The sequence below is a fragment of the Billgrantia sp. NRB1 genome (assembly GCF_056921725.1).
This window is the reverse complement of record NZ_CM167783.1, coordinates 2,625,197-2,648,232: the sequence shown is the minus strand read 5'-3', so window position 1 is coordinate 2,648,232 and position 23,036 is coordinate 2,625,197. Positions and strand designations below refer to the sequence as shown.

The 23,036-nt window shown below is 67.9% G+C and carries 20 protein-coding genes; 8 read left to right on the top strand and 12 right to left on the bottom strand.

Features of this window, described 5'->3' with window-relative positions; genetic code table 11:
* Positions 1-7: 7 nt before the first annotated feature.
* The 4 genes from ACZIYR_RS12050 to gatC all read right to left on the bottom strand — a co-directional run bounded on the left by ACZIYR_RS12050 (position 8) and on the right by gatC (position 3,899).
* Entirely contained in the window at positions 8-559 is a 552-nt protein-coding gene (locus ACZIYR_RS12050) for a cupin domain-containing protein (RefSeq protein ID WP_483526852.1), read from the bottom strand.
* Between the two features lie 80 nt (positions 560-639).
* Entirely contained in the window at positions 640-2,094 is a 1,455-nt protein-coding gene (gene gatB / locus ACZIYR_RS12045; protein ID WP_473034013.1) for an Asp-tRNA(Asn)/Glu-tRNA(Gln) amidotransferase subunit GatB, read from the bottom strand.
* A complete protein-coding gene (gene gatA, locus ACZIYR_RS12040; RefSeq protein ID WP_473034012.1) occupies positions 2,094-3,554 on the bottom strand; it encodes an Asp-tRNA(Asn)/Glu-tRNA(Gln) amidotransferase subunit GatA in 1,461 nt (486 codons plus the stop codon). Before gatA ends, gatB begins: the two co-directional genes overlap by 1 nt.
* 57 nt (positions 3,555-3,611) lie before the next feature.
* A complete protein-coding gene (gene gatC, locus ACZIYR_RS12035) occupies positions 3,612-3,899 on the bottom strand; it encodes an Asp-tRNA(Asn)/Glu-tRNA(Gln) amidotransferase subunit GatC (protein ID WP_473034011.1) in 288 nt (95 codons plus the stop codon).
* Positions 3,900-4,082: 183 nt separating this feature from the next.
* On the opposite strand from gatC, the gene ACZIYR_RS12030 reads away from it, so the two are divergent.
* The 7 genes from ACZIYR_RS12030 to tldD all read left to right on the top strand — a co-directional run bounded on the left by ACZIYR_RS12030 (position 4,083) and on the right by tldD (position 13,986).
* Complete coding sequence (locus ACZIYR_RS12030) at positions 4,083-5,120, top strand: rod shape-determining protein (protein ID WP_473034010.1); 1,038 nt, start codon at positions 4,083-4,085, stop codon at positions 5,118-5,120.
* Between the two features lie 69 nt (positions 5,121-5,189).
* Positions 5,190-6,068: a rod shape-determining protein MreC gene (gene mreC, locus ACZIYR_RS12025; protein WP_473034009.1), complete on the top strand. Its 879-nt coding sequence runs from the start codon at positions 5,190-5,192 to the stop codon at positions 6,066-6,068.
* Complete coding sequence (gene mreD, locus ACZIYR_RS12020) at positions 6,068-6,559, top strand: rod shape-determining protein MreD (protein WP_473034008.1); 492 nt, start codon at positions 6,068-6,070, stop codon at positions 6,557-6,559. Before mreC ends, mreD begins: the two co-directional genes overlap by 1 nt.
* Positions 6,560-6,572: 13 nt before the next feature.
* On the top strand, positions 6,573-7,190 hold the full coding sequence (locus tag ACZIYR_RS12015) for a Maf family protein (protein ID WP_473034007.1): 618 nt from the start codon (positions 6,573-6,575) through the stop codon (positions 7,188-7,190).
* A gap of 49 nt (positions 7,191-7,239) precedes the next feature.
* Positions 7,240-8,703: a ribonuclease G gene (gene rng / locus ACZIYR_RS12010; RefSeq protein WP_473034006.1), complete on the top strand. Its 1,464-nt coding sequence runs from the start codon at positions 7,240-7,242 to the stop codon at positions 8,701-8,703.
* Positions 8,704-8,707: 4 nt separating this feature from the next.
* Entirely contained in the window at positions 8,708-12,535 is a 3,828-nt protein-coding gene (locus tag ACZIYR_RS12005; protein ID WP_483526851.1) for a YhdP family phospholipid transporter, read from the top strand.
* Positions 12,532-13,986, top strand: a complete 1,455-nt coding sequence (tldD, locus tag ACZIYR_RS12000) for a metalloprotease TldD (protein ID WP_483526850.1) — start codon at positions 12,532-12,534, stop codon at positions 13,984-13,986. Before ACZIYR_RS12005 ends, tldD begins: the two co-directional genes overlap by 4 nt.
* Before the next feature lie 417 nt (positions 13,987-14,403).
* Here tldD and ACZIYR_RS11995 read toward each other — a convergent pair whose 3' ends face one another.
* From ACZIYR_RS11995 to yjgA, 4 genes are all read right to left on the bottom strand, one after another.
* Positions 14,404-15,432 (bottom strand): IS110 family RNA-guided transposase, encoded by a 1,029-nt coding sequence (locus ACZIYR_RS11995; protein WP_483526849.1) that lies wholly within the window; start codon positions 15,430-15,432, stop codon positions 14,404-14,406.
* A 617-nt stretch (positions 15,433-16,049) separates the two neighbouring features.
* Positions 16,050-17,078, bottom strand: a complete 1,029-nt coding sequence (locus ACZIYR_RS11990; RefSeq protein WP_473033380.1) for an IS110 family RNA-guided transposase — start codon at positions 17,076-17,078, stop codon at positions 16,050-16,052.
* A 467-nt stretch (positions 17,079-17,545) separates the two neighbouring features.
* Positions 17,546-18,574, bottom strand: a complete 1,029-nt coding sequence (locus ACZIYR_RS11985; protein WP_483526849.1) for an IS110 family RNA-guided transposase — start codon at positions 18,572-18,574, stop codon at positions 17,546-17,548.
* 259 nt (positions 18,575-18,833) lie between these two features.
* The gene (yjgA, locus tag ACZIYR_RS11980; protein ID WP_473034001.1) at positions 18,834-19,367 is read right to left on the bottom strand and encodes a ribosome biogenesis factor YjgA; all 534 of its coding nucleotides are present in this window, start codon (positions 19,365-19,367) and stop codon (positions 18,834-18,836) included.
* 110 nt (positions 19,368-19,477) lie between these two features.
* Between yjgA and pmbA the strand changes: the two genes are divergently transcribed.
* Positions 19,478-20,818 (top strand): metalloprotease PmbA, encoded by a 1,341-nt coding sequence (gene pmbA / locus ACZIYR_RS11975; protein ID WP_483526848.1) that lies wholly within the window; start codon positions 19,478-19,480, stop codon positions 20,816-20,818.
* Between the two features lie 131 nt (positions 20,819-20,949).
* Here pmbA and ACZIYR_RS11970 read toward each other — a convergent pair whose 3' ends face one another.
* The 4 genes from ACZIYR_RS11970 to hpf are packed head-to-tail and all read right to left on the bottom strand — an operon-like array spanning position 20,950 to position 22,977.
* Complete coding sequence (locus ACZIYR_RS11970; RefSeq protein ID WP_473033998.1) at positions 20,950-21,219, bottom strand: HPr family phosphocarrier protein; 270 nt, start codon at positions 21,217-21,219, stop codon at positions 20,950-20,952.
* A 2-nt stretch (positions 21,220-21,221) separates the two neighbouring features.
* Positions 21,222-22,142, bottom strand: a complete 921-nt coding sequence (rapZ, locus tag ACZIYR_RS11965) for an RNase adapter RapZ (RefSeq protein ID WP_473033997.1) — start codon at positions 22,140-22,142, stop codon at positions 21,222-21,224.
* Positions 22,143-22,191: 49 nt separating this feature from the next.
* Complete coding sequence (gene ptsN / locus ACZIYR_RS11960) at positions 22,192-22,662, bottom strand: PTS IIA-like nitrogen regulatory protein PtsN (protein WP_483526847.1); 471 nt, start codon at positions 22,660-22,662, stop codon at positions 22,192-22,194.
* Between the two features lie 6 nt (positions 22,663-22,668).
* Positions 22,669-22,977 (bottom strand): ribosome hibernation-promoting factor, HPF/YfiA family, encoded by a 309-nt coding sequence (hpf, locus tag ACZIYR_RS11955; RefSeq protein WP_473033996.1) that lies wholly within the window; start codon positions 22,975-22,977, stop codon positions 22,669-22,671.
* Between the last annotated feature and the right edge of the window lie 59 nt (positions 22,978-23,036).

Below are 23,036 nucleotides of genomic sequence, written 5' to 3'. Positions count from 1 at the left end.
GGGCGACTCAGAAGGCTTTGGCGGGGGTGGTGCAGCTCACCAGGCGGCAGGGTTCGCTGCCCGGGTTGCGGAAGCGGTGGGGCACATTGGTGTCGAAGTAGTAGGCCTCGCCGGGGCCCAGCAGTCGGGTCTCGGCGCCGATGGTGATCTCGATCTCCCCTTCGAGTACCACGCCGGCCTCCTCGCCGAGATGGGCGATCATCTCGCGGCCCGTGTCGGTGCCCGGGGGATAGGTCTCGATCATGAAGGAGAGCGCCCGGGACTGCCGATTGGCGCCCACGAGCTTGTAGATCACCTCGCCGCTGCCCACGTCGGCCAGCTCGTCGGTCGAGTAGAAGACCTGATCGCGACTCTCCAGGTCCATGGTGAAGAAGTCCCCGACGCTCATGGGGATGGCATCGAGGATCTTCTTCAGGGAGCTCACCGAGGGGCTCACCTTGCCCTGTTCGATCAGCGACAGGCTGGAGTGGGTCACGCCGCAGCGCTTGGCCAGCTCGCGCTGGGAGATGCCGCGCAGCGTGCGCAGGGCGCGCAGCCTGGCACCCACATCATCAGACATCGGGGTCTCCTCTTGCCGCTGGAGGCGTCCAGAGAGTTGGCTCGAGCCGCCCGCGGGCTGACCAGCGGGCGGCGGGGCGCTCAGCACAGAGCGTCGAGCTTCTCTTTCAGCAGCTTGTTGACCTGCTGGGGGTTGGCGGTGCCGCGAGAGGCCTTCATCACCTGGCCGACGAAGTAGCCGATCATCTTGCCGCGCTTGTCCGGCTCGGCGTCGCGGTACTGGGCCACCTGGGCGGGGCTGTCGGCGATCACCTGGTCGATCATCGCCTCGATGGCGCCCGTGTCGGTGACCTGCTTGAGACCCTTGGCTTCGATCACCTCGTCGGCGCTGGCACCCTGGCCGTTCCAGAGTGCCTGGAAGACCTGCTTGGCGGCCTTGCCGTTGATGGTGTCGTCGATCACGCGGGCGATCAGCTCGCCGAGCCGGTGGGCCGACACCGGGCTGTCGGTGATCGCCAGCCCCTCGCGGTTCAGGGCGCCGGAAAGCTCGCCCTGGACCCAGTTGGCGGCCTGCTTGGCGTCGCCGCAGACGTCCTTGACTTCCTCGAAGTAGTCGGCCATCTCGCGGGTAGCGGAGAGCACGCTGGCGTCGTAGGCGGAGAGCCCGAGCTCGCTCTCGAAGCGGGCGCGCTTGTCGGCGGGCAGCTCCGGCAGGTTGTCGCGCAGATGGTCGACGTAGGCTTGGTCGAGCACCACCGGCAGCAGGTCGGGGCAGGGGAAGTAGCGATAGTCGTTGGCTTCCTCCTTGGTGCGCATGCTGCGGGTCTCGTCGCGCTCGGGATCGAAGAGCCGGGTCTCCTGGACCACCTGGCCGCCGTCCTCGATCAGCTCGATCTGGCGCTCCACCTCGAAGGCGATGGCGCGCTCCACGAAGCGGAAGGAGTTGACGTTCTTGATCTCTGCGCGGGTGCCGAATTCTGCCTGCCCCTTGGGGCGCACCGAGACGTTGACGTCGCAGCGCATCGAGCCCTCGGCCATGTTGCCGTCACTGATACCGAGATAGGTGACGATGGAGTGAATGGCCTTCAGGTACGCCGCCGCCTCCTTGGCCGAGCGCAGGTCCGGCTCGGAGACGATCTCCAGCAGCGGTGTGCCGGCGCGGTTGAGATCGACCCCGGTCATGCCGTGAAAATCCTCGTGCAGCGACTTGCCGGCGTCCTCCTCCAGGTGGGCGTGGTGCACGCGAATGCGCTTGGTGGTGCCATCGTCCAGCGAGATCTCTACCTCGCCGGCGCCGACGATGGGGTGGTACATCTGGCTGGTCTGGTAGCCCTTGGGCAGGTCCGGATAGAAGTAGTTCTTGCGGTCGAAGACCGAGACCTCGGGAATCTCGGCGTGGATCGCCAGGCCGAACTGCACGGCCATGGCCACCGCCTGCTCATTGAGCACCGGCAGTACGCCGGGCAGGCCCAGGTCCACGGCGCAGGCCTGGGTGTTGGGCTCGGCGCCAAAGGCGGTGGAAGCGCCGGAAAATATCTTCGAGCGGGTCGCGAGCTGGACGTGCACCTCCAACCCGATCACGGTTTCCCATTGCATCAGGCGGTCTCCTCGGCGAAGGCGGGACGGCGGCGGTGCCAGTCGGTGGCCTGCTGGAACTGATGGGCGACGTTGAGCAGCTGCGCCTCGGCGAAGTGGGTGCCGAGTATCTGCAGGCCCAGGGGACGGCTTCCCACGAAGCCCGCGGGCACGCTGATGCCGGGAATGCCCGCCAGGTTGATGGCGATGGTGTAGATGTCCTGCAGATACATCGACACTGGGTCCTTGTTGGCGCCCAGGTCGAACGCCGGGGTGGGCGAGGCGGGCCCCATCAGCACGTCCACCTCTTCGAAGGCGTCAAGGAAGTCCTGGCGGATCAGTCGGCGCACCTGCTGGGCCTTCTTGTAGTAGGCGTCGAAGAAGCCCTCGGAGAGGGTATGCGTGCCGATCAGGATGCGGCGCTTGACCTCGTCGCCGAAGCCCTCGGCGCGGCTGCGCTTGTAGAGGTCGATCAGGTCGGTGGGGGCCTCGCAGCGGTGGCCGAAACGTACCCCGTCGTAGCGCGACAGGTTCGACGAGGCTTCCGCCGGGGCGATCACATAGTAGGCGGGGATCGCATAGTGGGTGTGCGGTAGACTGACCTCGCGCACCGTGGCGCCCAGCGCCTCGAAGGCCTGGATCGCCGCGCGGGTAGCGGCCGCAACCTCGGGATCGAGGCCGTCGCCGAAATACTCCCGGGGAAGACCGATCTTGAGGCCCGAGAGCGGGGCATCGAGCTCTGCACGGTAGTCAGGCACGCCTCGGGCCACGCTGGTGGAGTCGCGCAGGTCGTGGCCGGCGATGGCGTTCAGCAGCAGGGCGCAGTCCTCGGCGCTGCGGGCCATGGGGCCGGCCTGGTCGAGGCTCGAAGCGTAGGCGATCATGCCGTAGCGCGAGACCCGCCCGTAGGTGGGCTTGAGTCCGGTGATACCGCAGAAGGCCGCCGGCTGACGGATCGAGCCGCCGGTATCGGTGCCCATGGCCGCCGGCACCAGACCGGCGGCGACCGCGGCGGCGCTGCCGCCGGAGCTGCCGCCGGGCACGGCGGTCAGGTCCCAGGGGTTCTTCACCGGCCCGAAGAAGCTGTTCTCGTTGGAGGAGCCCATGGCGAACTCGTCCATGTTGGTCTTGCCCAGGCTCACCGTGCCGGCGGCCTTGAGCCGTTCCACCACGGTGGCGTCGTAGGGGGCGATGAAGCTGTCGAGCATCTTCGAGCCGCAGCTGGTCTTGACGTCGCGGGTACAGAAGATGTCCTTCAGCGCCAGCGGCAGGCCGGTCAGCGGGCCGGCTTCGCCTCGGGCACGGGTCGCGTCGGCGGCATCGGCATCGGCCAGGGCCTGGTCGAAGGTCACGGTGATGAAACTGTTGAGCTCGCCGTCGAGGCGGTCGATGCGCCCGAGCAGATGCTGGGTCAGCTCGCGGCTGGAAAACTCGCCGGCATCGAGGCCGCGGGCGAGTTCGGCAAGAGTCTTGTCATGCATGCGGCATGGCTCCATAAAGGCGTGCCGTTAACGGAGATAGCGCGGAGAGCGAGTCGGTCACTCGACGACCCGCGGCACCAGATAGAGGCCGTTTTCCACCGCCGGGGCGCAGCGCTGGAAGCGCTCGCGCTGGTCGGATTCGGTGACCTCGTCGGCGCGCAGGCGCTGGGTGGCGTCCAGCGGGTGGGCCAGCGGGGCGACGCCCTCTGTGTCCAACGCCTGCAGCTGGTCGACCATCTCCAGGATACGACCGAGGTCGTCGACATAGCGGGCGGCGTCATCGTCGTTCAGGCCGAGGCGGGCCAGGTGGGCGGCCCGCTGCACGTCAGCGTGTTCAAGCGCCATGGGCTGGGTGTCCTCGCACGGGTTGCGGGTGGGGAAATAGCCGCAAAATGTACCACATTCGCCCCGCCGCGGGCACTCTTGGCGTGGCGCGGCCCCCGCGGCATCTCGCTTGCCGCGGGGGGGCCGCGATGGTACCGTTTGCCTCCGCACAGGGTCCCCGGTCTGCACTAGGTAATCACGTCCATGTTCAAACGTTTGAGGGGGCTGTTCTCCAGCGATCTGTCGATCGATCTGGGGACGGCCAATACACTGATTTATGTGCGCGGTCGCGGCATCGTGCTCGATGAGCCGTCGGTGGTGGCGATTCGCCAGGCCGGCAACATGCGCAGCGTGGCCGCGGTGGGCTCCGATGCCAAGCGCATGCTGGGCCGCACGCCGGGCAATATCACCGCCATTCGCCCGATGAAGGACGGCGTGATTGCCGACTTCACCGTTACCGAGCAGATGCTCCAGCACTTCATCCGCAAGGTCCATCAGAGCACCTTCCTGACCCCGAGCCCGCGGGTGCTGGTGTGCGTGCCCTGCATGTCAACCCAGGTCGAACGGCGCGCCATCAAGGAGTCGGCGGAAGGCGCCGGGGCCCGCGAAGTGTTCCTGATCGAGGAGCCCATGGCAGCCGCGATCGGCGCCGGCCTGCCGGTGGACGACGCCCAGGGCTCGATGGTGGTGGACATCGGCGGTGGCACCACCGAGATTGCCATCATCTCGCTCAATGGCGTGGTCTACTCCGAGTCGATTCGCGTCGGCGGCGACCGCTTTGACGAGGCGATTACCGGCTATGTGCGCCGCCACTACGGCAGCCTGATCGGCGAGGCCACCGCGGAGCGCATCAAGGAGGAGATCGGCTGCGCCTACCCCGGCGGCGAGCTGCGCGAGATCGACGTGCGCGGCCGCAATCTGGCCGAGGGGATCCCGCGCAGCTTTACCCTCAACTCCCACGAAATTCTCGACGCCCTCCAGGAGACCCTGGCCTCCATCGTCTCGGCGGTGAAGAGCGCTCTGGAGCAGTCGCCGCCCGAGCTCGCCTCGGACATCGCCGAGCGTGGCCTGGTGCTCACCGGCGGTGGCGCCCTGCTGCGTGACCTGGATAAGCTGATCGCCGAGGAGACCGGGCTGCCGGTGATCGTCGCCGAGGATCCGCTGACCTGTGTCGCCCGCGGCGGCGGCAAGGCGCTGGAGATGATCGACCGGCATACCTTCGAGCTGCTGTCCAGCGACTGACGCTCGCGTAGTGCGGGGGGATTCTCTATCAAGCCGCTGTTCTCGCACGGATCGGTACCGGGCTATCGCATGCTGCTGTGCGCGATAGCCGCTTCCGCACTGATGTTCGTCGACCACCGCTTCACCCGCATGGAAGAAGTGCGGGCCCAGCTCTCCACGGTGGTGGCGCCGATCCAGTGGGCGGTCAGCGTGCCCAGCGACGTCCTGACCTGGGGCTCGCTGGCGCTTTCCGACCAGCGCGCCCTGTTGGAGGAGAATCGTCGCCTACGCGAGCAGATCCTGCATCTCTCCCATCGCGTACAGCACATGTCCAGCCTGACCGCCGAGAACGTGAGGCTGCGCGAACTGCTGGGGGCCGCAGCTCGCAACGATGTCCCCTATATCACCGCCGAGCTGCTCTCCCTGGACAGCGACCCCTTCGCCCATCAGATGGTGATCGACCGCGGCCGCCGCAACGGCGTCTATGTGGGGCAGCCGGTCATGGATTCCTCGGGGCTGGTGGGCCAGGTCACGGCGGTCTCGGCCTACTCCAGTCGGGTACTGATGGTCGCCGACGCCAGCCATGCCCTGCCGGTGCAGGTCAACCGCAACGGGCTGCGTTTCGTGGTGCAGGGCACCGGTCAGTACGATGCCCTGAGCGTGCTCCACGTGCCGGATACCGCCGATATTCGCATCGGCGACCTGCTGGTTACCTCGGGGCTGGCCGGTCGCTTTCCGCCGGGCTATCCGGTGGCACGGGTCAGCAAGGTGGAGCATGATCCCGGCCAGCCCTTTGCCCAGGTGTCGGCCGAGCCGGTGGCGCGGCTGCAGCGTTCGCGCCATTTCCTGCTGCTGTTTCCCCCGGAGCCCGCCCCGGTGCCTGACGATGCCGGCTGGGATCGCGATCTGCCCGGCGATATTACCCCCGACGCCTTGATCGAGGCGCCCGACACGGAGGCCTCCGGCTGATGGCTGCTGCACCCGCTACCGCGCTGCCCTGGGTATGGCTGACGCTGCTGCTGGCGCTCTGCCTGCAGGTGATGCCGCTGGCCGATGGCTGGCAGATCTGGCGGCCCGACTGGCTGGGTCTAATGCTGATCTACTGGTGCATGTCGGCGCCTGCCCGGGTCGGCGTCTTTCACGGCTTCGTGCTGGGGATCCTGCTCGACCTGATCGAGGGCGCGCCGCTTGGCCAGAACGCCCTGACGCTGTCGCTGCTGGCCTTCCTGGCGGCCCTGATCTATCCGCGCTTTCGTGCCTATTCGCTGCTCCAGCAGTCGCTGCTGATTCTGGTGCTGCTGGGGCTGGTACAGCTGGTCGAGCAGTGGCTGCGCACCCTGTTCGGCCCCTTCTCGATGCATCTTTCCTTTCTGCTGCCGTCGCTGATCGGCGCTGTGCTGTGGCCCTGGCTGACCACCATGTTCCAGGCCATGGAACGCCGGCTGGCCGGTAACGCCTGAGTCAGGAGTCCTGATGAGCGTGTCTTCCCGATCCCCTGCCGCGGCCTCGCCGCCGCGGCTCTGTCTCGCCTCGGCCTCGCCGCGCCGCCGTGAGCTGCTGGCCTCGATCGGCGTGGCGGTCGAGGTCAAACCGGTGGACATCGACGAGACGCCGAGGGCCGATGAGTCCGCCGAGGCCTATGTCATCCGGCTGGCCCGGGAGAAGGCGCTGGCCGGCGCGCGCCATTCGTCCCTGGCCATCCTGGGGTCGGACACCGCCGTGGTGCGCGACGGCGAGATCCTCGGCAAGCCCCGCGACCGGGCCCACGCCGCCGCCATGCTGCGCTCCCTGTCGGGGCGTGATCATCAGGTGCTCACCGCCGTGGCGGTGAGCGGGCCCGCCGGCGTGCTCGAGCGCTGCGTGGCGACCCGGGTGACCCTGCGCGACATCACCGAGGATGAGATCGCCGCCTACTGGGCCACCGGGGAGCCCGCCGACAAGGCCGGCGGCTATGCCATTCAGGGGCTGGCGGCGGTGTTCGTCGCCCGCCTCGAGGGCAGTCATTCGGCGGTGGTGGGGCTGCCGCTGTTCGAGACCGCCGAGCTGCTGGCGCGGCAGGGGGTTCCTTACTGGTGCGGCGCCGCCACATGATGGCAGTGTGTCATAATGCCCCGAGACTGGACTGGATAAGGATTTCCGCATGAGCGGCGAAGTATTGATCAACCTGACGCCGATGGAAACCCGCGTGGCCGTGGTGGAAAACGGCGTGCTACAGGAAGCGCTCATCGAGCGGACCCGGCGACGCGGGATCGTCGGCAATATCTACAAGGGGCGCGTGGTGAGGGTCCTGCCGGGCATGCAGGCGGCCTTCGTCGACATCGGCCTGGAGCGCGCGGCCTTCATCCACGCCCACGAAGTGATGCCGGTCGGCACCCCGGCCGATGAGCAGGTCTCCATCGGGGCGCTGCTGCATGAGGGGCAGGCGCTGGTGGTCCAGGTGACCAAGGATCCCATCGGCTCCAAGGGGGCGAGGTTGACGACCCACCTGTCGGTGCCGTCGCGCTACCTGGTCTACATGCCCGATTCGCCCCACCACGGCGTCTCCCAGCGCATCGAGGACGAGCGCGAGCGCGAGCGACTTCGCGAGCGCCTCGAGCAGGTCCAGGCCCAGCAGGAGCTGGAGGTGACCGGCGGCTTCATCGTGCGCACCGCGGCGGAGAGCATCGGCAACGAGGAGCTCTATGCCGACATGCATTTCCTGCTGCGGCTGTGGCGCAAGGTGAGTGAGCGCAAGATCACCGCCCCGGCCCCCAGCGTGATCTATGACGACCTGCCGCTGTTCATCCGCACCCTGCGCGACCTGATGCGCGACGATATCGAGAAGGTGCGCATCGACTCCCGGGAGAACTACGTCAAGCTGGTGGAGTTCGCCAGGGAGTTCATGCCCGACTCCTCGGCGCGTATCGAGTACTACCCCGGTGAGCGGCCGATCTTCGATCTCTACAGCGTCGAGGACGAGATCCAGAAGGCGCTGGGGCGCAAGGTGCAGCTCAAGTCCGGCGGCTATCTGGTGATCGACCCCACCGAGGCGATGACCACCATCGACGTCAACACCGGCGGCTATGTGGGGCACCGCAACCTCGAAGAGACCATTTTCAAGACCAATCTCGAGGCGGCCAACGCCATCGCCCGACAGTTGCGGCTGCGCAACCTGGGCGGCATCATCATCATCGACTTCATCGACATGGAGGAGTCCGAGCATCAGCGCCAGGTGCTGCGGGTCCTGGAGAAGGCGCTGGAGCGCGATCATGCCAAGACCAAGTGCACCGGCGTGACCGAGCTGGGGCTGGTGCAGGTAACCCGCAAGCGCACGCGCGAAAGTCTGGAGCAGACGCTATGCGAAGCCTGTCCAACCTGCAGTGGACGCGGCACCCTGAAGACCGCGGAGACGGTGTGCTACGAGATATTTCGCGAGATCCTGCGCGAAGAGCGCGCCTACAATGCGGAGACCTACATGGTGCTGGCGTCCCAGGCAGTGGTGGATCGCCTGCTCGATGAGGACTCCGCGGCGGTGGCCGACCTGGAGACCTTCATCGGCAAGACCATTCGCTTCCAGGTCGAAAACCACTATTCCCAGGAGCAGTACGACATCGTGCTGATGTGAGCCGATGCATCCGATACGCCTGCTGAGTCGCTGGCTGCTGACCCTGGCGGCCATCGCCCTGTCGCTGCTGGCCGTGGCGCTACTGGTGCTGCGCCTGGCGCTGATGCAGGTAGAGGGCCAGGCGCCGCGGCTGGAGTCGCTGTTGGTGGCGCGCTTCAATGCCCAGGTCGAGCTCGGACACCTGCAGGCGGAGCTTGCCGGTCTGGATCCCCGGGTGGAGGCCGGCGAGCTGACCATCCGCACCGCCGAAGGCCACGGCTCGCTGCCGCTGCTGGAGGCCGAGCACGCCCGCCTGCGGCTGGACACTGCCGCCAGCCTGCGCGGCGGCATCCCGGTAGTGGAGGATGCCCGGCTGCGCGGGCTGACCCTGCATCTCTACCAGGATGAGCGGGGCGGCTGGCACTGGCCCGACCCCGCCGAGATTCCCCCCGAACTGCGCCCCGAGACCGAGTTCGACCTCGAGCGTCTGGACTTCTGGGTGGGCGTGCTGCTGCGCCAGCGCGCTTGGGTCGAGGACCTGCGACTGGTGCTGCACGGCCGGGAACGCCGCGTCGAGCTGCATGCCCCGCGGGTGTTGATGACCGGGGATGCTCGCCACACCCATCTCGAGGGCGAGGTACACCTGGCCGGCCAGCAGCAGGCTTCGCTGCAGGCGGTTCTGGAGGTTTTTCCCGGACCGGCGGGGTTGAGTGACTTCAGCGCCGCCCTGCAGGCCGACATGCGCCTGGACACGCTGATCGACCTGGTCGAGGTGTTCACCCGCAATGACCCCTTGCGCCTGGAAGATGCTCAGGGGGAGGCGCGGCTGTGGGGGCGCTGGCATCGCGGTGCCCTGGCCGATGCGCGGCTCGACCTGGACGTGCCGCGCCTGGCCTTTCGCCACGACGCCGAGATCGTCGCCCTGGAGAGCCTCGAGGCCCGCGGCCAGTGGCTGCGCGGCGAGACGGGCTGGGACGCCTGGCTGGAGGGCGATGCCGTCGCCGTCGACTGGGCCGAGCCCGGCGAGCTGGCAGACGCCCCGGGACCGGCGCTGCCGCGGCACTGGCACCTGCGCCATCGCGGTGAAAACTGGTGGCTCAACACCAGCGAGTTCGATCTCGCCTCGCTGGCGGCCTGGCGCGATCGCGTCCCGCTGCCGGAGGGGTTGACGCGAGTGGTCGAGACCCTGGCCCCCCGCGGTCGCGTGGCGGGTCTTGGCGTTGGCCTGCAGGAGGGGCACTGGCTGGCCCGAGCGGCAGTCCACGGCGTGGAAGTGGACCCTTGGGGGCAGGCCCCGGGCGGTGGGCCCATCGACGCCTGGGTCGAATCCCGCGACCTGGCCGGGCGGGTGCGTTTCACCGGCACCGACGAGGCGACCCTCGATTTCCCCGAGGTCTTCGCCGCGCCCCTGGCGCTCTCCCATGCCAGCGGCGAGGTGGCCTGGAGCTATGACGGCCCCCGCACCTTCGTCAGCGGACGAGGACTACGGGCCGGCTGGCAGGACGCCGAGATCGAGGGCGGCTTCGGCCTGGCGGTGGGCGGCGGGATGCCCGGGGGCTTCGGCCTGGACCTGCGCTTCCGGGATGCCGACGCGGTGGAGCGGCCGCTGGTCGACTGGCTGCCCGTGGAGGTGCTGGGCGACGAGCTCAACGCTTGGCTGGCCGACGGGGTGGGGGGGTATGTCCCCGAGGGCAGGCTGCAGCTGCATCTGCCGCTGTTCGCCGCCGGTGAGCGGCTCGATCCCAAGCTGGATCTCGACCTGGCCATCGAGCGCGGGCGCCTGCCCTTTGCTCCCGGCTGGCCGGCACTGGAGGCGGTGGAGGGGCGGCTGCGGCTGGGCGTGGGCAGCCTGGAGGGGGAAGTGGTGCATGCCGAGAGCCGCGGTGTCGAGGCACGCCGGGGGCGGGTCAGCCTGGAGGAGGATCGCCTGCGGGTGAGCGGCGAACTGGCCGCCGATGCCGAGTCGCTGCGTCGCTACCTGCAGGCGCTGCCATTCGACGGTATGCAGCAGGTGGACGACTGGCAGGGGCAGGGGCGCGCCGAGGGCGAACTGGCGCTGGACATGCGGCTGGGGGAGCCCGAGGCCTTCCAGCTCGATATCGACACCGAGGTGGCCTTCGAACGGCTTGAGCAGCGGCCCCTGGGGCTGGTGTTCCAGGACCTGCGCGGCCCTCTGGCCTGGCGGCAGCGCGGCGAAGACGGCGGCCTGGAAGGCGCGCTGGAGGGGCGTCTGCTGGGCGGGCCCGTGGCGGCCGATATCGATACCCGGGCCGGCGGTATCGACCTGGCGGGCAGCGCTCAGGCCGCCCGGCTGCTTGCCCTGGGCGGTGTTGCCGGGCTCGACGAGCGGCTCTCTGGCGCTCTGGCCTGGCAAGGGCGGCTGGCGCTGGGCGACGCCGGCAATAGTCTGGCGCTGCGCAGCGACCTGAGCGGCGTGGCCATCGACCTGCCGAAGCCGCTGGGCAAGTCGGCCGGGACCCTGCGCCCGCTGCGCGTGAACCTGGACTTCGACGCTCCAGCGCTGCGCGCGGAGCTGGGCGGTGACGCCCTGCTGCGCTGGCGCCGTCACCGGCCCGACTCGGCCGCGGGGCAGGGGCAGCTATGGCTGGGGCGCCTGCCCGCGGCGCCGTCCTGGCCCCAGGCCGAAGGCTGGGAGGTCTCGATCCAGCAGCCGCGCCTCGACCCCGTCGCCTGGGGGCGGGCCCTGGCCCCCCTGGCCGGCGCGCTCGGCTCTCCGGCGGCTGAGGGGGTGGCGCTGCGTCGGCTGAATCTTGGGATCACCTGCCTGATGGGACCTGAGGGCTGTATCGGCTCGCTGGACGCCGGGGGCGAGCCCCAGGCGGGGGGCGGCTGGCGCCTGGCGCTGGATGGCAGCCTGGTCGAGGGGCATCTCGACTACCGCCCGCGGCTCGATATCCCGCTGGATATCGCCCTCTCACGGCTGTCGCTGGATGGGGCTCTGGCCCAGGCTCGGCCGCCCGGGGAGCTTCTCGATGAGGTCGCGGTGCCCGAGCCGGTGCCGCTGCCGGGCTGGGTGAGCGGGCTGCCCGACGGCCGGCTGCGTATCGCCGACATCGAGCGTCGGGGGCGTCGTTTCGGGCCCTTCAACGCCCACTGGTCCGCGGGCCCCGACCGGCTGGAGATCGCCCCGCTGGGCCTGACGCTGGGGCAGGTGTCGGCGCGGGGGGAGCTCGTGTGGGAAGCCGCCGGGCAGGGGGCCAGCCTGACCCGGGCCCGGCTCGACCTGGACGGAAGAGACCTTGGCACCGCCCTGGAGCGGCTGGGCCAGCCGGTGACCGTGCGCAGCGCCGATACCCGGGTAAGCAGCCAGCTGGCCTGGGCGGGGGCGCCCTGGCAGTTCGCCCTGGCCCGCTCCCGCGGAAGCATCGACGTCGCCCTGCGCGACGGACGCTTCGTCAACGTGGAGTCGCCCTCGGCGCGGCTGATCGGGCTGTTCAACGTGGATAACCTGGTGCGCCGGCTGCGGCTGGACTTCTCCGACGTGACCGGGCAGGGTACCGCTTTCGACAGCGTGGACGGGGGGGCGACTCTCTACGAGGGCGTCCTCGAGACCCGAGGGCCGATCGCCATCGAGGGGCCGGCCACCGCCTTCACCCTGGAGGGCAGCGTCGACCTGGTCCGGCAGGAACTCGATCAGCGCCTGGGCGTCACAGTCCCGGTGAGTCGCAATCTTGCGCTGGCCGCGGTGATCGCCGGCGCCCCGGTGGTGGGCGGTGCCTTGTTCATCGCCGATCGCCTCTTCGGTGGCGCCATCGATCGGGTCACCCGAATTCACTATCGCGTGCGCGGTCCCTGGACCGCGCCGCAGATCACACTGGAAAGTGCCGAATGACTTCACGATCGCATGCCATGCTCGATACCGCCGCCGACATCCTGCTGACCCCCGGCGGCCTGGACCTGGAGGCGCTCGACGCCGGTCTCGGTCATGTCCTGGCCCCCGGCGTCGACTATGCCGATCTCTACTTTCAGCGCAGCTGGCATGAGAGCTGGGTGCTGGAGGACGGCGAGGTCAAGGAGGCCGGCTACAACATCGACGGCGGCGTCGGCGTGCGCGCCATGGCCGGCGAGAAGACCGGGTTTGCCTACTCCAATCAGATCACTGCCGATGCCCTCGCCGAGACGGGGCGCACCGCCGCCGGCATCGTGCGCAGCGGACCTCGCCTGGCCGTGGCGCCGCGGGTGATCAGCCAGTCCACGGCCCGCTACGCCGCCCTCGACCCGCTCTCCGGGCTAGGCGCCGAAGAGAAGATCGCCATGCTCAAACAGGCCGACCGGGTGGCACGCGCCGCCGACCCCTCGGTGGTCCAGGTCAGCGCCTCGCTCACCGGGGTGCACGAGGTGGTGCTGGTGCGTGCCAGCGACGGCAGCCTGGCGGCAGACGTGCGGCCGCTGGTGCGCTTCAACGTCAGCGTGATCGCCGCCAAGAACGGGCGTCGCGAGCGCGGCAGCGCTGGTGGCGGCGGCCGTTACGACATGGCCCGGCTGCGTGACGAGAATGTCGCCGAGCGGTTTGCGCGAGAGGCGGTGCGCCAGGCGCTGGTCAATCTCGAGGCGGTGGACGCCCCGGCCGGCCAGCTGCCGGTGGTGCTGGGGCCGGGCTGGCCCGGCATCCTGCTCCACGAGGCGGTGGGCCACGGCCTGGAGGGCGATTTCAACCGCAAGGGCAGCTCGGCCTTTGCCGGGCGCATGGGCCAGCGGGTGGCGGCGCCGGGGGTGACGGTGGTGGACGACGCTACCCTGGCCGACCGGCGCGGCTCCATGAGCGTGGATGACGAGGGCACCCCGGGGCAATACACGCCGCTGATCGAGGACGGCATCCTCACCGGCTACATGCAGGACAAGCTCAACGCCCGGCTGATGGGCATGGCGCCGACCGGCAACGCCCGGCGCGAATCCTTCGCCCATCTGCCGATGCCGCGCATGACCAACACCTATATGCTGGCCGGCCAGGAGGATCCCCAGGATATCCTGAAGAGCGTCAGGCGCGGCCTCTATGCGGTGAGCTTCGGCGGCGGCCAGGTGGATATCACCTCGGGCAAGTTCGTGTTCTCGGCAAGCGAGGCCTACCTGGTCGAGGATGGGAAGATCACCGCGCCGGTGAAGGGCGCCACGCTGATCGGTAACGGTCCCGAGGCCATGGGCCGGGTCTCGATGATCGGTCACGACCTCGAACTGGATACCGGGATCGGGGTCTGCGGGAAGGAGGGGCAGGGCGTGCCGGTGGGCGTCGGCCAGCCGACCCTAAAGCTCGATGAGCTGACGGTGGGCGGCACGGCGTCCTGAAGATAGACGGCGTGTCGGAGGCTGGTGTGAGGTGTACTGTGTGAGGCCGGCTGTGCCGGGCGAATGGAGGCCGCAGGACTCCCAGGCGGCAGACGCTGACGGCAGGCAACGCCGCCGGGAGGCTGTCGCCTCCAGTCGCGAGCTAAAGCTGCTTATATGGACCCGTCCCGTTGTGCAAGCCCGACACGTATCGGCGGGGGTGAGACTGCACGCTTATATCCGGCCTGTCAGTGGCACTTCGTCGGTACCTGGCCATGATGGGATGCGCGCTCTCCGATCTGATCTCCTACTCGGCCTCACGAGTGGCCATACAGCTTCACAGAGTGGCGGAGAGCCGGTCTGACCTGTCCTGCCATCTACGTACGTACCTGCGCAACCTCCGGGGAAATCTGAGTTATTTCATGCCATCTTCGTGCTTCACGGCATGGCTGTGTAGCGCGTGTCACGCGCCATCACCGCCCAGCAGATCCTGCCGAGCTTGTTCGCCAGGGCGACAGTGGCCTTGGCAGCGCCGCGTCGCGCGGCCAAGGAGCATGCCCAACGTGCCAACCGATCCGGCTGTTGCTGGCGCTGAAAGGCACGCAAGGCCGCTCGGGCACCATGCACGAGCTGTCGACGCACCTCGCCGTTGCCCCGCCTGGAGATGCCCATCAATCGCTCCTTGCCGCCACTCGAGTGCTGGCGGGGCACCAAGCCAATCGAGGCGCTGAAGGCGCGGCCATTGGCAAACCGTTTCGGATCGCCGATATGGCTGACCAGCAAGGTGGCATTGACCGGCCCGATGCCGGGCACGCTCATCAAGCGCTGACAAACCGGCGTCGTCTTGGCCAGCCGTGCCAGGCGCTGATCATAGGCACGGATGCGGGCATCCAGCGCCAGCCACTGGTCCAGGACATCATCCAGTACCACGAAGAGGTCGTCGCCCAGCTGGACTCGATGCTCGGCGAGCAAGCGCCTGACCTCCCCCTGGCGAAACACCGAGTGCCCCTTGGCCACGATGATCCCCATTTCGGCGAGCAAGCCATGCAGCTCATTGCCCAGCGCCGTGCGGCTGGCGATGGCCCGTGAGCGCACGCGATGCATGGCTTGCAGCGCCTGCTGTTCCAGTGTCTTGGGCGCCACCCGTGGCGTGGCATCCCGGGCCGCTGCCTCGGCAATCGCGCGGGCATCCCGGGCATCGCTCTTGTGCCCGAGGACGAAGGGCTTCACGTACTGGGGCGGAATCAACTGGACCTCATGCCCCAGCGCCTGGATCTCCCTGGCCCAGTAATGGGCCCCACCGCAGGCCTCCATGGCGACAACGCAGCGAGGCAGTTGGGCTAGCGTGGTGGGAAATGCCGAGCGTGACACCGTTTTGCTGAACACCTGCCGCCCTTTGGAATCGACGGCGTGAAGTTGAAAGACATGCTTGGCGAGATCGATCCCGACGATGCTAATGTGATTCATGGATGGACCCTCTCTTCGAGATGCCGCGTGGTGCCCCGTGCACCCAAGATGGCGTTGCAAACTCATCTTGGCACAGGGAGGGACGGGTCCATCCCATTTCCTACAGCGGAGGCATGGAGGCTGTCGCCTCACGTCGCGATGCAGAGCAGCGCTCCTATGCGGCAGTCGCTGAGCTTGTAGGAGCGTCCGGTAACGGAGGGTTGGCCTGTAGGAGCGCCCGGTTCGGCGCTCCGAGTTCCCGTCGCGACTGGCGCCGATAGGCGCCCCGGCGGAGGCGGCAGCGTCGGGGGTAACTGCCGGTGCTGGCAACACCGCCGGGAGGCTGTCGCCTCCAGTCGCGAGCTAAAGCTGCTTATATGGACCCGTCCCGTTGTGCAAGCCCGACACGTATCGGCGGGGGTGAGACTGCACGCTTATATCCGGCCTGTCAGTGGCACTTCGTCGGTACCTGGCCATGATGGGATGCGCGCTCTCCGATCTGATCTCCTACTCGGCCTCACGAGTGGCCATACAGCTTCACAGAGTGGCGGAGAGCCGGTCTGACCTGTCCTGCCATCTACGTACGTACCTGCGCAACCTCCGGGGGAATCTAAGTTATTTCATGCCATCTTCGTGCTTCACGGCATGGCTGTGTAGCGCGTGTCACGCGCCATCACCGCCCAGCAGATTCTGCCGAGCTTGTTCGCCAGGGCGACAGTGGCCTTGGCAGCGCCGCGTCGCGCGGCCAAGGAGCATGCCCAACGTGCCAACCGATCCGGCTGTTGCTGGCGCTGCAAGGCACGCAAGGCCGCTCGGGCACCATGCACGAGCTGTCGACGCACCTCGCCGTTGCCCCGTCTGGAGATGCCCATCAATCGCTCCTTGCCGCCACTCGAGTGCTGGCGGGGCACCAAGCCAATCGAGGCGCTGAAGGCGCGGCCATTGGCAAACCGTTTCGGATCGCCGATATGGCTGACCAGCAAGGTGGCATTGACCGGCCCGATGCCGGGCACGCTCATCAAGCGCTGACAAACCGGCGTCGTCTTGGCCAGCCGTGCCAGGCGCTGATCATAGGCACGGATGCGGGCATCCAGCGCCAGCCACTGGTCCAGGACATCATCCAGTACCACGAAGAGGTCGTCGCCCAGCTGGGCTCGATGCTCGGCGAGCACGCGCCTGACCTCCCCCTGGCGAAACACCGAGTGCCCCTTGGCCACGATGATCCCCATTTCGGCGAGCAAGCCATGCAGCTCATTACCCAGCGCCGTCCGGCTGGTGATGGCCCGTGAGCGCACGCGATGCATCGCCTGCAGCGCTTGCTGTTCCAGTGTCTTGGGCGCCACCCGTGGCGTGGCATCCCGGGCCGCTGCCTCGGCAATCGCGCGGGCATCCCGGGCGTCGCTCTTGTGCCCGAGGACGAAGGGCTTCACGTACTGGGGCGGAATCAACTGGACCTCATGCCCCAGCGCCTGGATCTCCCTGGCCCAGTAATGGGCCCCACCGCAGGCCTCCATGGCGACAACGCAGCGAGGCAGTTGGGCTAGCGTGGTGGGAAATGCCGAGCGTGACACCGTTTTGCTGAACACCTGCCGCCCTTTGGAATCGACGGCGTGAAGTTGAAAGACATGCTTGGCGAGATCGATCCCGACGATGCTAATGTGATTCATGGATGGACCCTCTCTTCGAGATGCCGTGTGGTGCCCCGTGCACCCAAGATGGCGTTGCAAACTCATCTTGGCACAGGGAGGGACGGGTCCATCCCATTTCCTACAGCGGAGACATGGAGGCTGTCGCCTCCAGTCGCGAGCTAAAGCTGCTCCTACAGCGGAGGCATGGAGGCTGTCGCCTCCAGTCGCGAGCTAAAGCTGCTTATATGGACCCGTCCCGTTGTGCAAGCCCGACACGTATCGGCGGGGGTGAGACTGCACGCTTATATCCGGCCTGTCAGTGGCACTTCGTCGGTACCTGGCCATGATGGGATGCGCGCTCTCCGATCTGATCTCCTACTCGGCCTCACGAGTGGCCATACAGCTTCACAGAGTGGCGGAGAGCCGGTCTGACCTGTCCTGCCATCTACGTACGTACCTGCGCAACCTCCGGGGAAATCTGAGTTATTTCATGCCATCTTCGTGCTTCACGGCATGGCTGTGTAGCGCGTGTCACGCGCCATCACCGCCCAGCAGATCCTGCCGAGCTTGTTCGCCAGGGCGACAGTGGCCTTGGCAGCGCCGCGTCGCGCGGCCAAGGAGCATGCCCAACGTGCCAACCGATCCGGCTGTTGCTGGCGCTGAAAGGCACGCAAGGCCGCTCGGGCACCATGCACGAGCTGTCGACGCACCTCGCCGTTGCCCCGCCTGGAGATGCCCATCAATCGCTCCTTGCCGCCACTCGAGTGCTGGCGGGGCACCAAGCCAATCGAGGCGCTGAAGGCGCGGCCATTGGCAAACCGTTTCGGATCGCCGATATGGCTGACCAGCAAGGTGGCATTGACCGGCCCGATGCCGGGCACGCTCATCAAGCGCTGACAAACCGGCGTCGTCTTGGCCAGCCGTGCCAGGCGCTGATCATAGGCACGGATGCGGGCATCCAGCGCCAGCCACTGGTCCAGGACATCATCCAGTACCACGAAGAGGTCGTCGCCCAGCTGGACTCGATGCTCGGCGAGCAAGCGCCTGACCTCCCCCTGGCGAAACACCGAGTGCCCCTTGGCCACGATGATCCCCATTTCGGCGAGCAAGCCATGCAGCTCATTGCCCAGCGCCGTGCGGCTGGCGATGGCCCGTGAGCGCACGCGATGCATGGCTTGCAGCGCCTGCTGTTCCAGTGTCTTGGGCGCCACCCGTGGCGTGGCATCCCGGGCCGCTGCCTCGGCAATCGCGCGGGCATCCCGGGCATCGCTCTTGTGCCCGAGGACGAAGGGCTTCACGTACTGGGGCGGAATCAACTGGACCTCATGCCCCAGCGCCTGGATCTCCCTGGCCCAGTAATGGGCCCCACCGCAGGCCTCCATGGCGACAACGCAGCGAGGCAGTTGGGCTAGCGTGGTGGGAAATGCCGAGCGTGACACCGTTTTGCTGAACACCTGCCGCCCTTTGGAATCGACGGCGTGAAGTTGAAAGACATGCTTGGCGAGATCGATCCCGACGATGCTAATGTGATTCATGGATGGACCCTCTCTTCGAGATGCCGCGTGGTGCCCCGTGCACCCAAGATGGCGTTGCAAACTCATCTTGGCACAGGGAGGGACGGGTCCATCCCATTTCCTACAGTGCGGTAATTGCTGTCCTTGTAGGAGCGCCGCTCCGCGTCGCGACTGGCGCCGCAGGCGCCCCGGCGGAGACGGCAGCGTTGGCGGTCATTGCCAGCGCTGGGCAACACCGCCGGGAGGCTGTCGCCTCCAGTCGCGATGCAGAGCAGCGCTCCTACAGCCCCGCGGTATCGCGGATCAGCTTGAAGAGCTTGCGGGCGCTGGCCGGGGGCTTGCCCCTCTCGCGCTCGCGCTGGGCGTTGCGGATCAGCTGGCGCAGCGCCTGGCGGTCGGCGTCGGGGTGGTCGGCGACGAAGGCCTCGACGGCGGGGTCGCCCTCCTCGAGAAGACGGTCGCGCCAGGCTTCGAGCCGGTGAAAGGCCAGATCGCGACGCCGCGCCTCGTGCTCGACCTCGTCGAAGACCGCCTGGATCGCCTCCAGGTTCTCGCGGCGCATCAGCTTGCCGACGTACTGCATGTGCCGCCGCCGGCCTTCGTGGGAGCGGATCCGCGCGGTCTCCTCCACGGCCGCCAGCATGTCGTCGGAGAGCGGGAAGCGGGCGCGCTCGGCGGGGGTCATGGCGATGATCGCCTCGCCCAGCTGCTGTAGCGCATGCATCTCGCGCTTGAGCTGGGACTTGCTGGGCCGTTCGTCGTCATCCGACAGCGTGATCTGGGCGAGCAGCTCGCGGGGAGAATCCTGGGACATGCCGTTTCCATGGTTGAGAATAGAGAATAGGCCCAGTATACCAGTCCGCAGCCGCGGGCTTGATAGCCACATGAGAGCATCCGGCCCGGTGCCGGAGAAGGGAGATCAGCATGACACAGGCTTTTGATGCCGCCGCCCAGCAGGCCCAACTGGAATCGGGTGCCGAGCAAGCGCTGGCGCTGGCGCGCCGTCTGGGCGCCGATGCCTGCGAAGTGGGGGCCAGTGTCGACCAGGGGGTCGGTGTCAGCGTCCGTGAGGGCGAGGTGGAGACCGTCGAACTGTCACGCGATCAAGGCATCGCGGTGACCGTCTACGTGGGAGCCCGCAAGGGGAGCGCCTCCTCCACCGATAGCGGCGAGGACTCGATTCGCGCGGTGGTGGAAAAGGCCGTGGCGATCGCCCGGCATACCGGCGAGGATCCGGCCGCCGGGCTCGCCGATGCCGAGCTGATGGCAAGCGACCTGCCCGACCTGGACGTGCACCATCCTTGGCCGCTGACCACCGAGCAGGCCATCGACCTGGCGCTGGCCTGCGAGACGGCCGGACGCCACGAGCCGGGCATCCGCCAGTCGGAGGGGGCCTCGCTCTCCAGCGGCGAGGGGGTGAGGGTCTACGCCAACAGCCACGGCTTTCTGGGCAGCCAGCGCGGCAGCCGCCACTCGCTGTCGTGCATGCTGATCGCCGAGGATGCCGGCGGCATGCAGCGGGACTACGACTACACCAGTGCCCGGGACCCCCGGGCGCTGCTGTCGCCGGAGCAGGTGGGCAAGAGCGCCGCCGAGCGAACCCTGTGCCGCCTGGGTGCGCGGCGGCCGGCCACCGGGCGGCTGCCGGTGCTGTTCGACCCCAGCCTGGCCAGCGGGCTGGTCGGGCATCTGCTGAGCGCCATCGCCGGCGGTTCGCTGTATCGCCAGGCGTCGTTTCTCTGCGACCGGCTCGGGACGCCGCTGTTTCCCGACTGGTTCTCGCTGGAGGAGCGTCCCATGGAAAGGGGAGCCATGGCCAGCAGCCCCTTCGACAATGATGGCGTGCAGACCCGCAACAACGTCTTTATCGACCAGGGGCGCCTGGCGAGCTATATGCTCTCCGCCTACAGCGCCCGTCGCTTGGGGATGCAGACCACGGCCAACGCCGGTGGGGCCCGTAACCTGCGCCTCACTGGGCCGCTGGAGACGCGTGAGGCACTGCTGGCGCGCCTGGGGCGCGGCGTGCTGGTCACCGAGCTGATGGGGCAGGGCGTCAACGGCGTCACCGGCGACTATTCACGCGGTGCCGCCGGCTTCTGGGTGGAGAACGGCGAGATCCAGTATCCGGTCGAGGAGTTCACCATCGCCGGCAATCTCGAGGCGATGTTCCGAGGGCTGGTAGGGGTCGGCAGCGATATCGATACCCGGGGCAGCATCCACAGCGGCAGCTGGCTGATCGACGAGATGACCGTGGCCGGCAGCTAGGCCGGGCTGCGCCCTGACCCGCCCCGGCTTCGCCGGGCCGGGAGCTATAAGCTGTAAGCTGTAAGCTGTAAGAGAAACCCATCGCCACCAGCAAAGAGGTGGGTATCGTTACGGCTTACGGCTTACGGCTGTCATTCGTCCTCGTCGAAGCGGGCCTCGAACAGTGCCTCTACCGCCTCCAGCGCCGCCTCGGCGTCGTCGCCTTCGGCGCAGATGGTCAGCTCGGTGCCGTGGGGAGCGGCCAGCATCAGCAGCGACATGATGTTGGCCGCGTCGGCCTCCTGGCCGCCGCGGGTGACGGTGATGCGGGCGGTGAAGGGCTGGCAGCACTGGACCAGCCGGGTGGCGGCGCGGGCGTGCAGGCCGCGCTTGTTGGTCAGGGTCAGCTTGCGACGGGGCACGCTCAGGACTCCTCGCGGTCAGGGGGCGCCGGGGCCGTGGGAGGGGCAGCGGTCAGGGCCCGGTGGATGCCCAGCTCGCGGTGGCGAAGGCGCACGGCCGGCTGCTGGCTGGCCAGCTGCTGGGCGAGCTTCTCGGCCAGGTAGACCGAGCGGTGCTGGCCGCCGGTGCAGCCGATGGCCACCGTCAGGTAGCTGCGGTGGCTGTCGCGGTAGGCTGGCAGCCAGCGCTCGAGCCAGCCCAGGATGTCGGCATACATCTCGGCGACCAGCGGATACTGCTCGAGGAAGGCCACGATGCTGGGGTCCTGACCGGTGGCGGAGCGCAGGCTGGGGTCCCAGTAGGGATTGGGCAGACAGCGGGCGTCGAAGACGATATCGGCGTCCAGGGGAACGCCGCGCTTGAAGCCGAAGGACTCCACCGTCAGGGTCAGCTGCTTGGCACGGTGGCTGGCGACCTGATCGGCGATGCGCCCACGCAGCTCGTGGACCGATAGCCGGGAGGTATCGATCACCAGGTCGGCCAGATCGCGGATGTCGGCCAGCGTCTGCTCCTCGGATTCGATCGCTTCGGCCAGGGTCATGTCGCTGCCCTTGGTCAGCGGGTGACGGCGGCGGGTGGCTGAGTAGCGCTCGAGCAGGATGCGTGCATCGGTGGTCAGGTAGATGACCTGACAGGCGATGCCACGCTGGCGCAGTTCCTCCAGCAGGCGCGGGAAGCGCTCCAGGGCGTGCGGCAGGTTGCGGGCATCGATGCTGACGGCAACGTTCGATTGACGGGCGGGGCCGCAGCGCAGTTCGTCAGCCAGAGAGCCCAGCAGCATGGCCGGCAGGTTGTCGATGGCGTAAAAGCCGAGGTCCTCGAGGGCCTGTAGGGCGATCGACTTGCCCGAGCCTGAGCGGCCGCTGATGATGACGAGCTGCATGCGGGTCTCCTGGTCGTTGTGCTGGCCGGGTGGCCCGATTGCGTGGGTGTCAGGTGGCTGCCTGTCGTCGGATCGCCTCGATCAGGCGCTCATGCAGCTCCCGCTGACTGGCGCTCTTGCGCAGGGCCGTGCGGGTCTCGACGTCGTTCATGATGCCGGCCACCTGGCCCAGCAGCGCCAGATGGGTATCGTCGGCCTCCTCCGGGACCAGCAGCACGAAGACCAGATCGACTGGCTCGCCGTCGATGGCGTCGAATTCGATGGGGTCGGCAAGCCTGAGAAAGGCGGCCACCGGAGCGTGGCAGTGGGGGCTTCTCGCATGGGGGATGGCCACGCCGTTGCCGATGCCCGTGCTGCCCAGGCGCTCCCGGCCGATCAGCCGGTCGAAGACCTCCTGGCTATCCAGGCTCGGGGTGTTCTGGGCAATGAAGGTGCTGAAAAACTCCAGCACCCGCTTCTTGCTGCCGCCGGGAACCCCGAACAGGGTGCGTTCGGGGGGCAGGATGGTTTCCAGTGTCATGGGGAATCAGCGAGCGCCGGCGCCCTGGGCGCGGGCCTGTGCTTTTTCCTTGTGCTTGACCAGCTGGCGGTCGAGCTTGTCGGTCAACGCATCGATGGCGGCATACATGTCGGCGTCCATGGCTTCGGCATGAAGGTCGGCACCGGCGGCATGCAGGGTGCAGGCGGCCTGCTGGCGCTCTTTCTCCACGGAGAGCGTCACCTGCACATTGGTGATGTTGTCATAATGGCGCTGCACGCGAGTGAGTTTCTCGTCAACATAGTCGCGCAGGGCATCGGTCAGCTCTACATGGTGGCCGGTGATATTGACTTGCATGGCAGGCTCCTTCGTCTTTCGTGTGGTGATTCGATTGTAACCCTTTTTCCTGCCTTGCA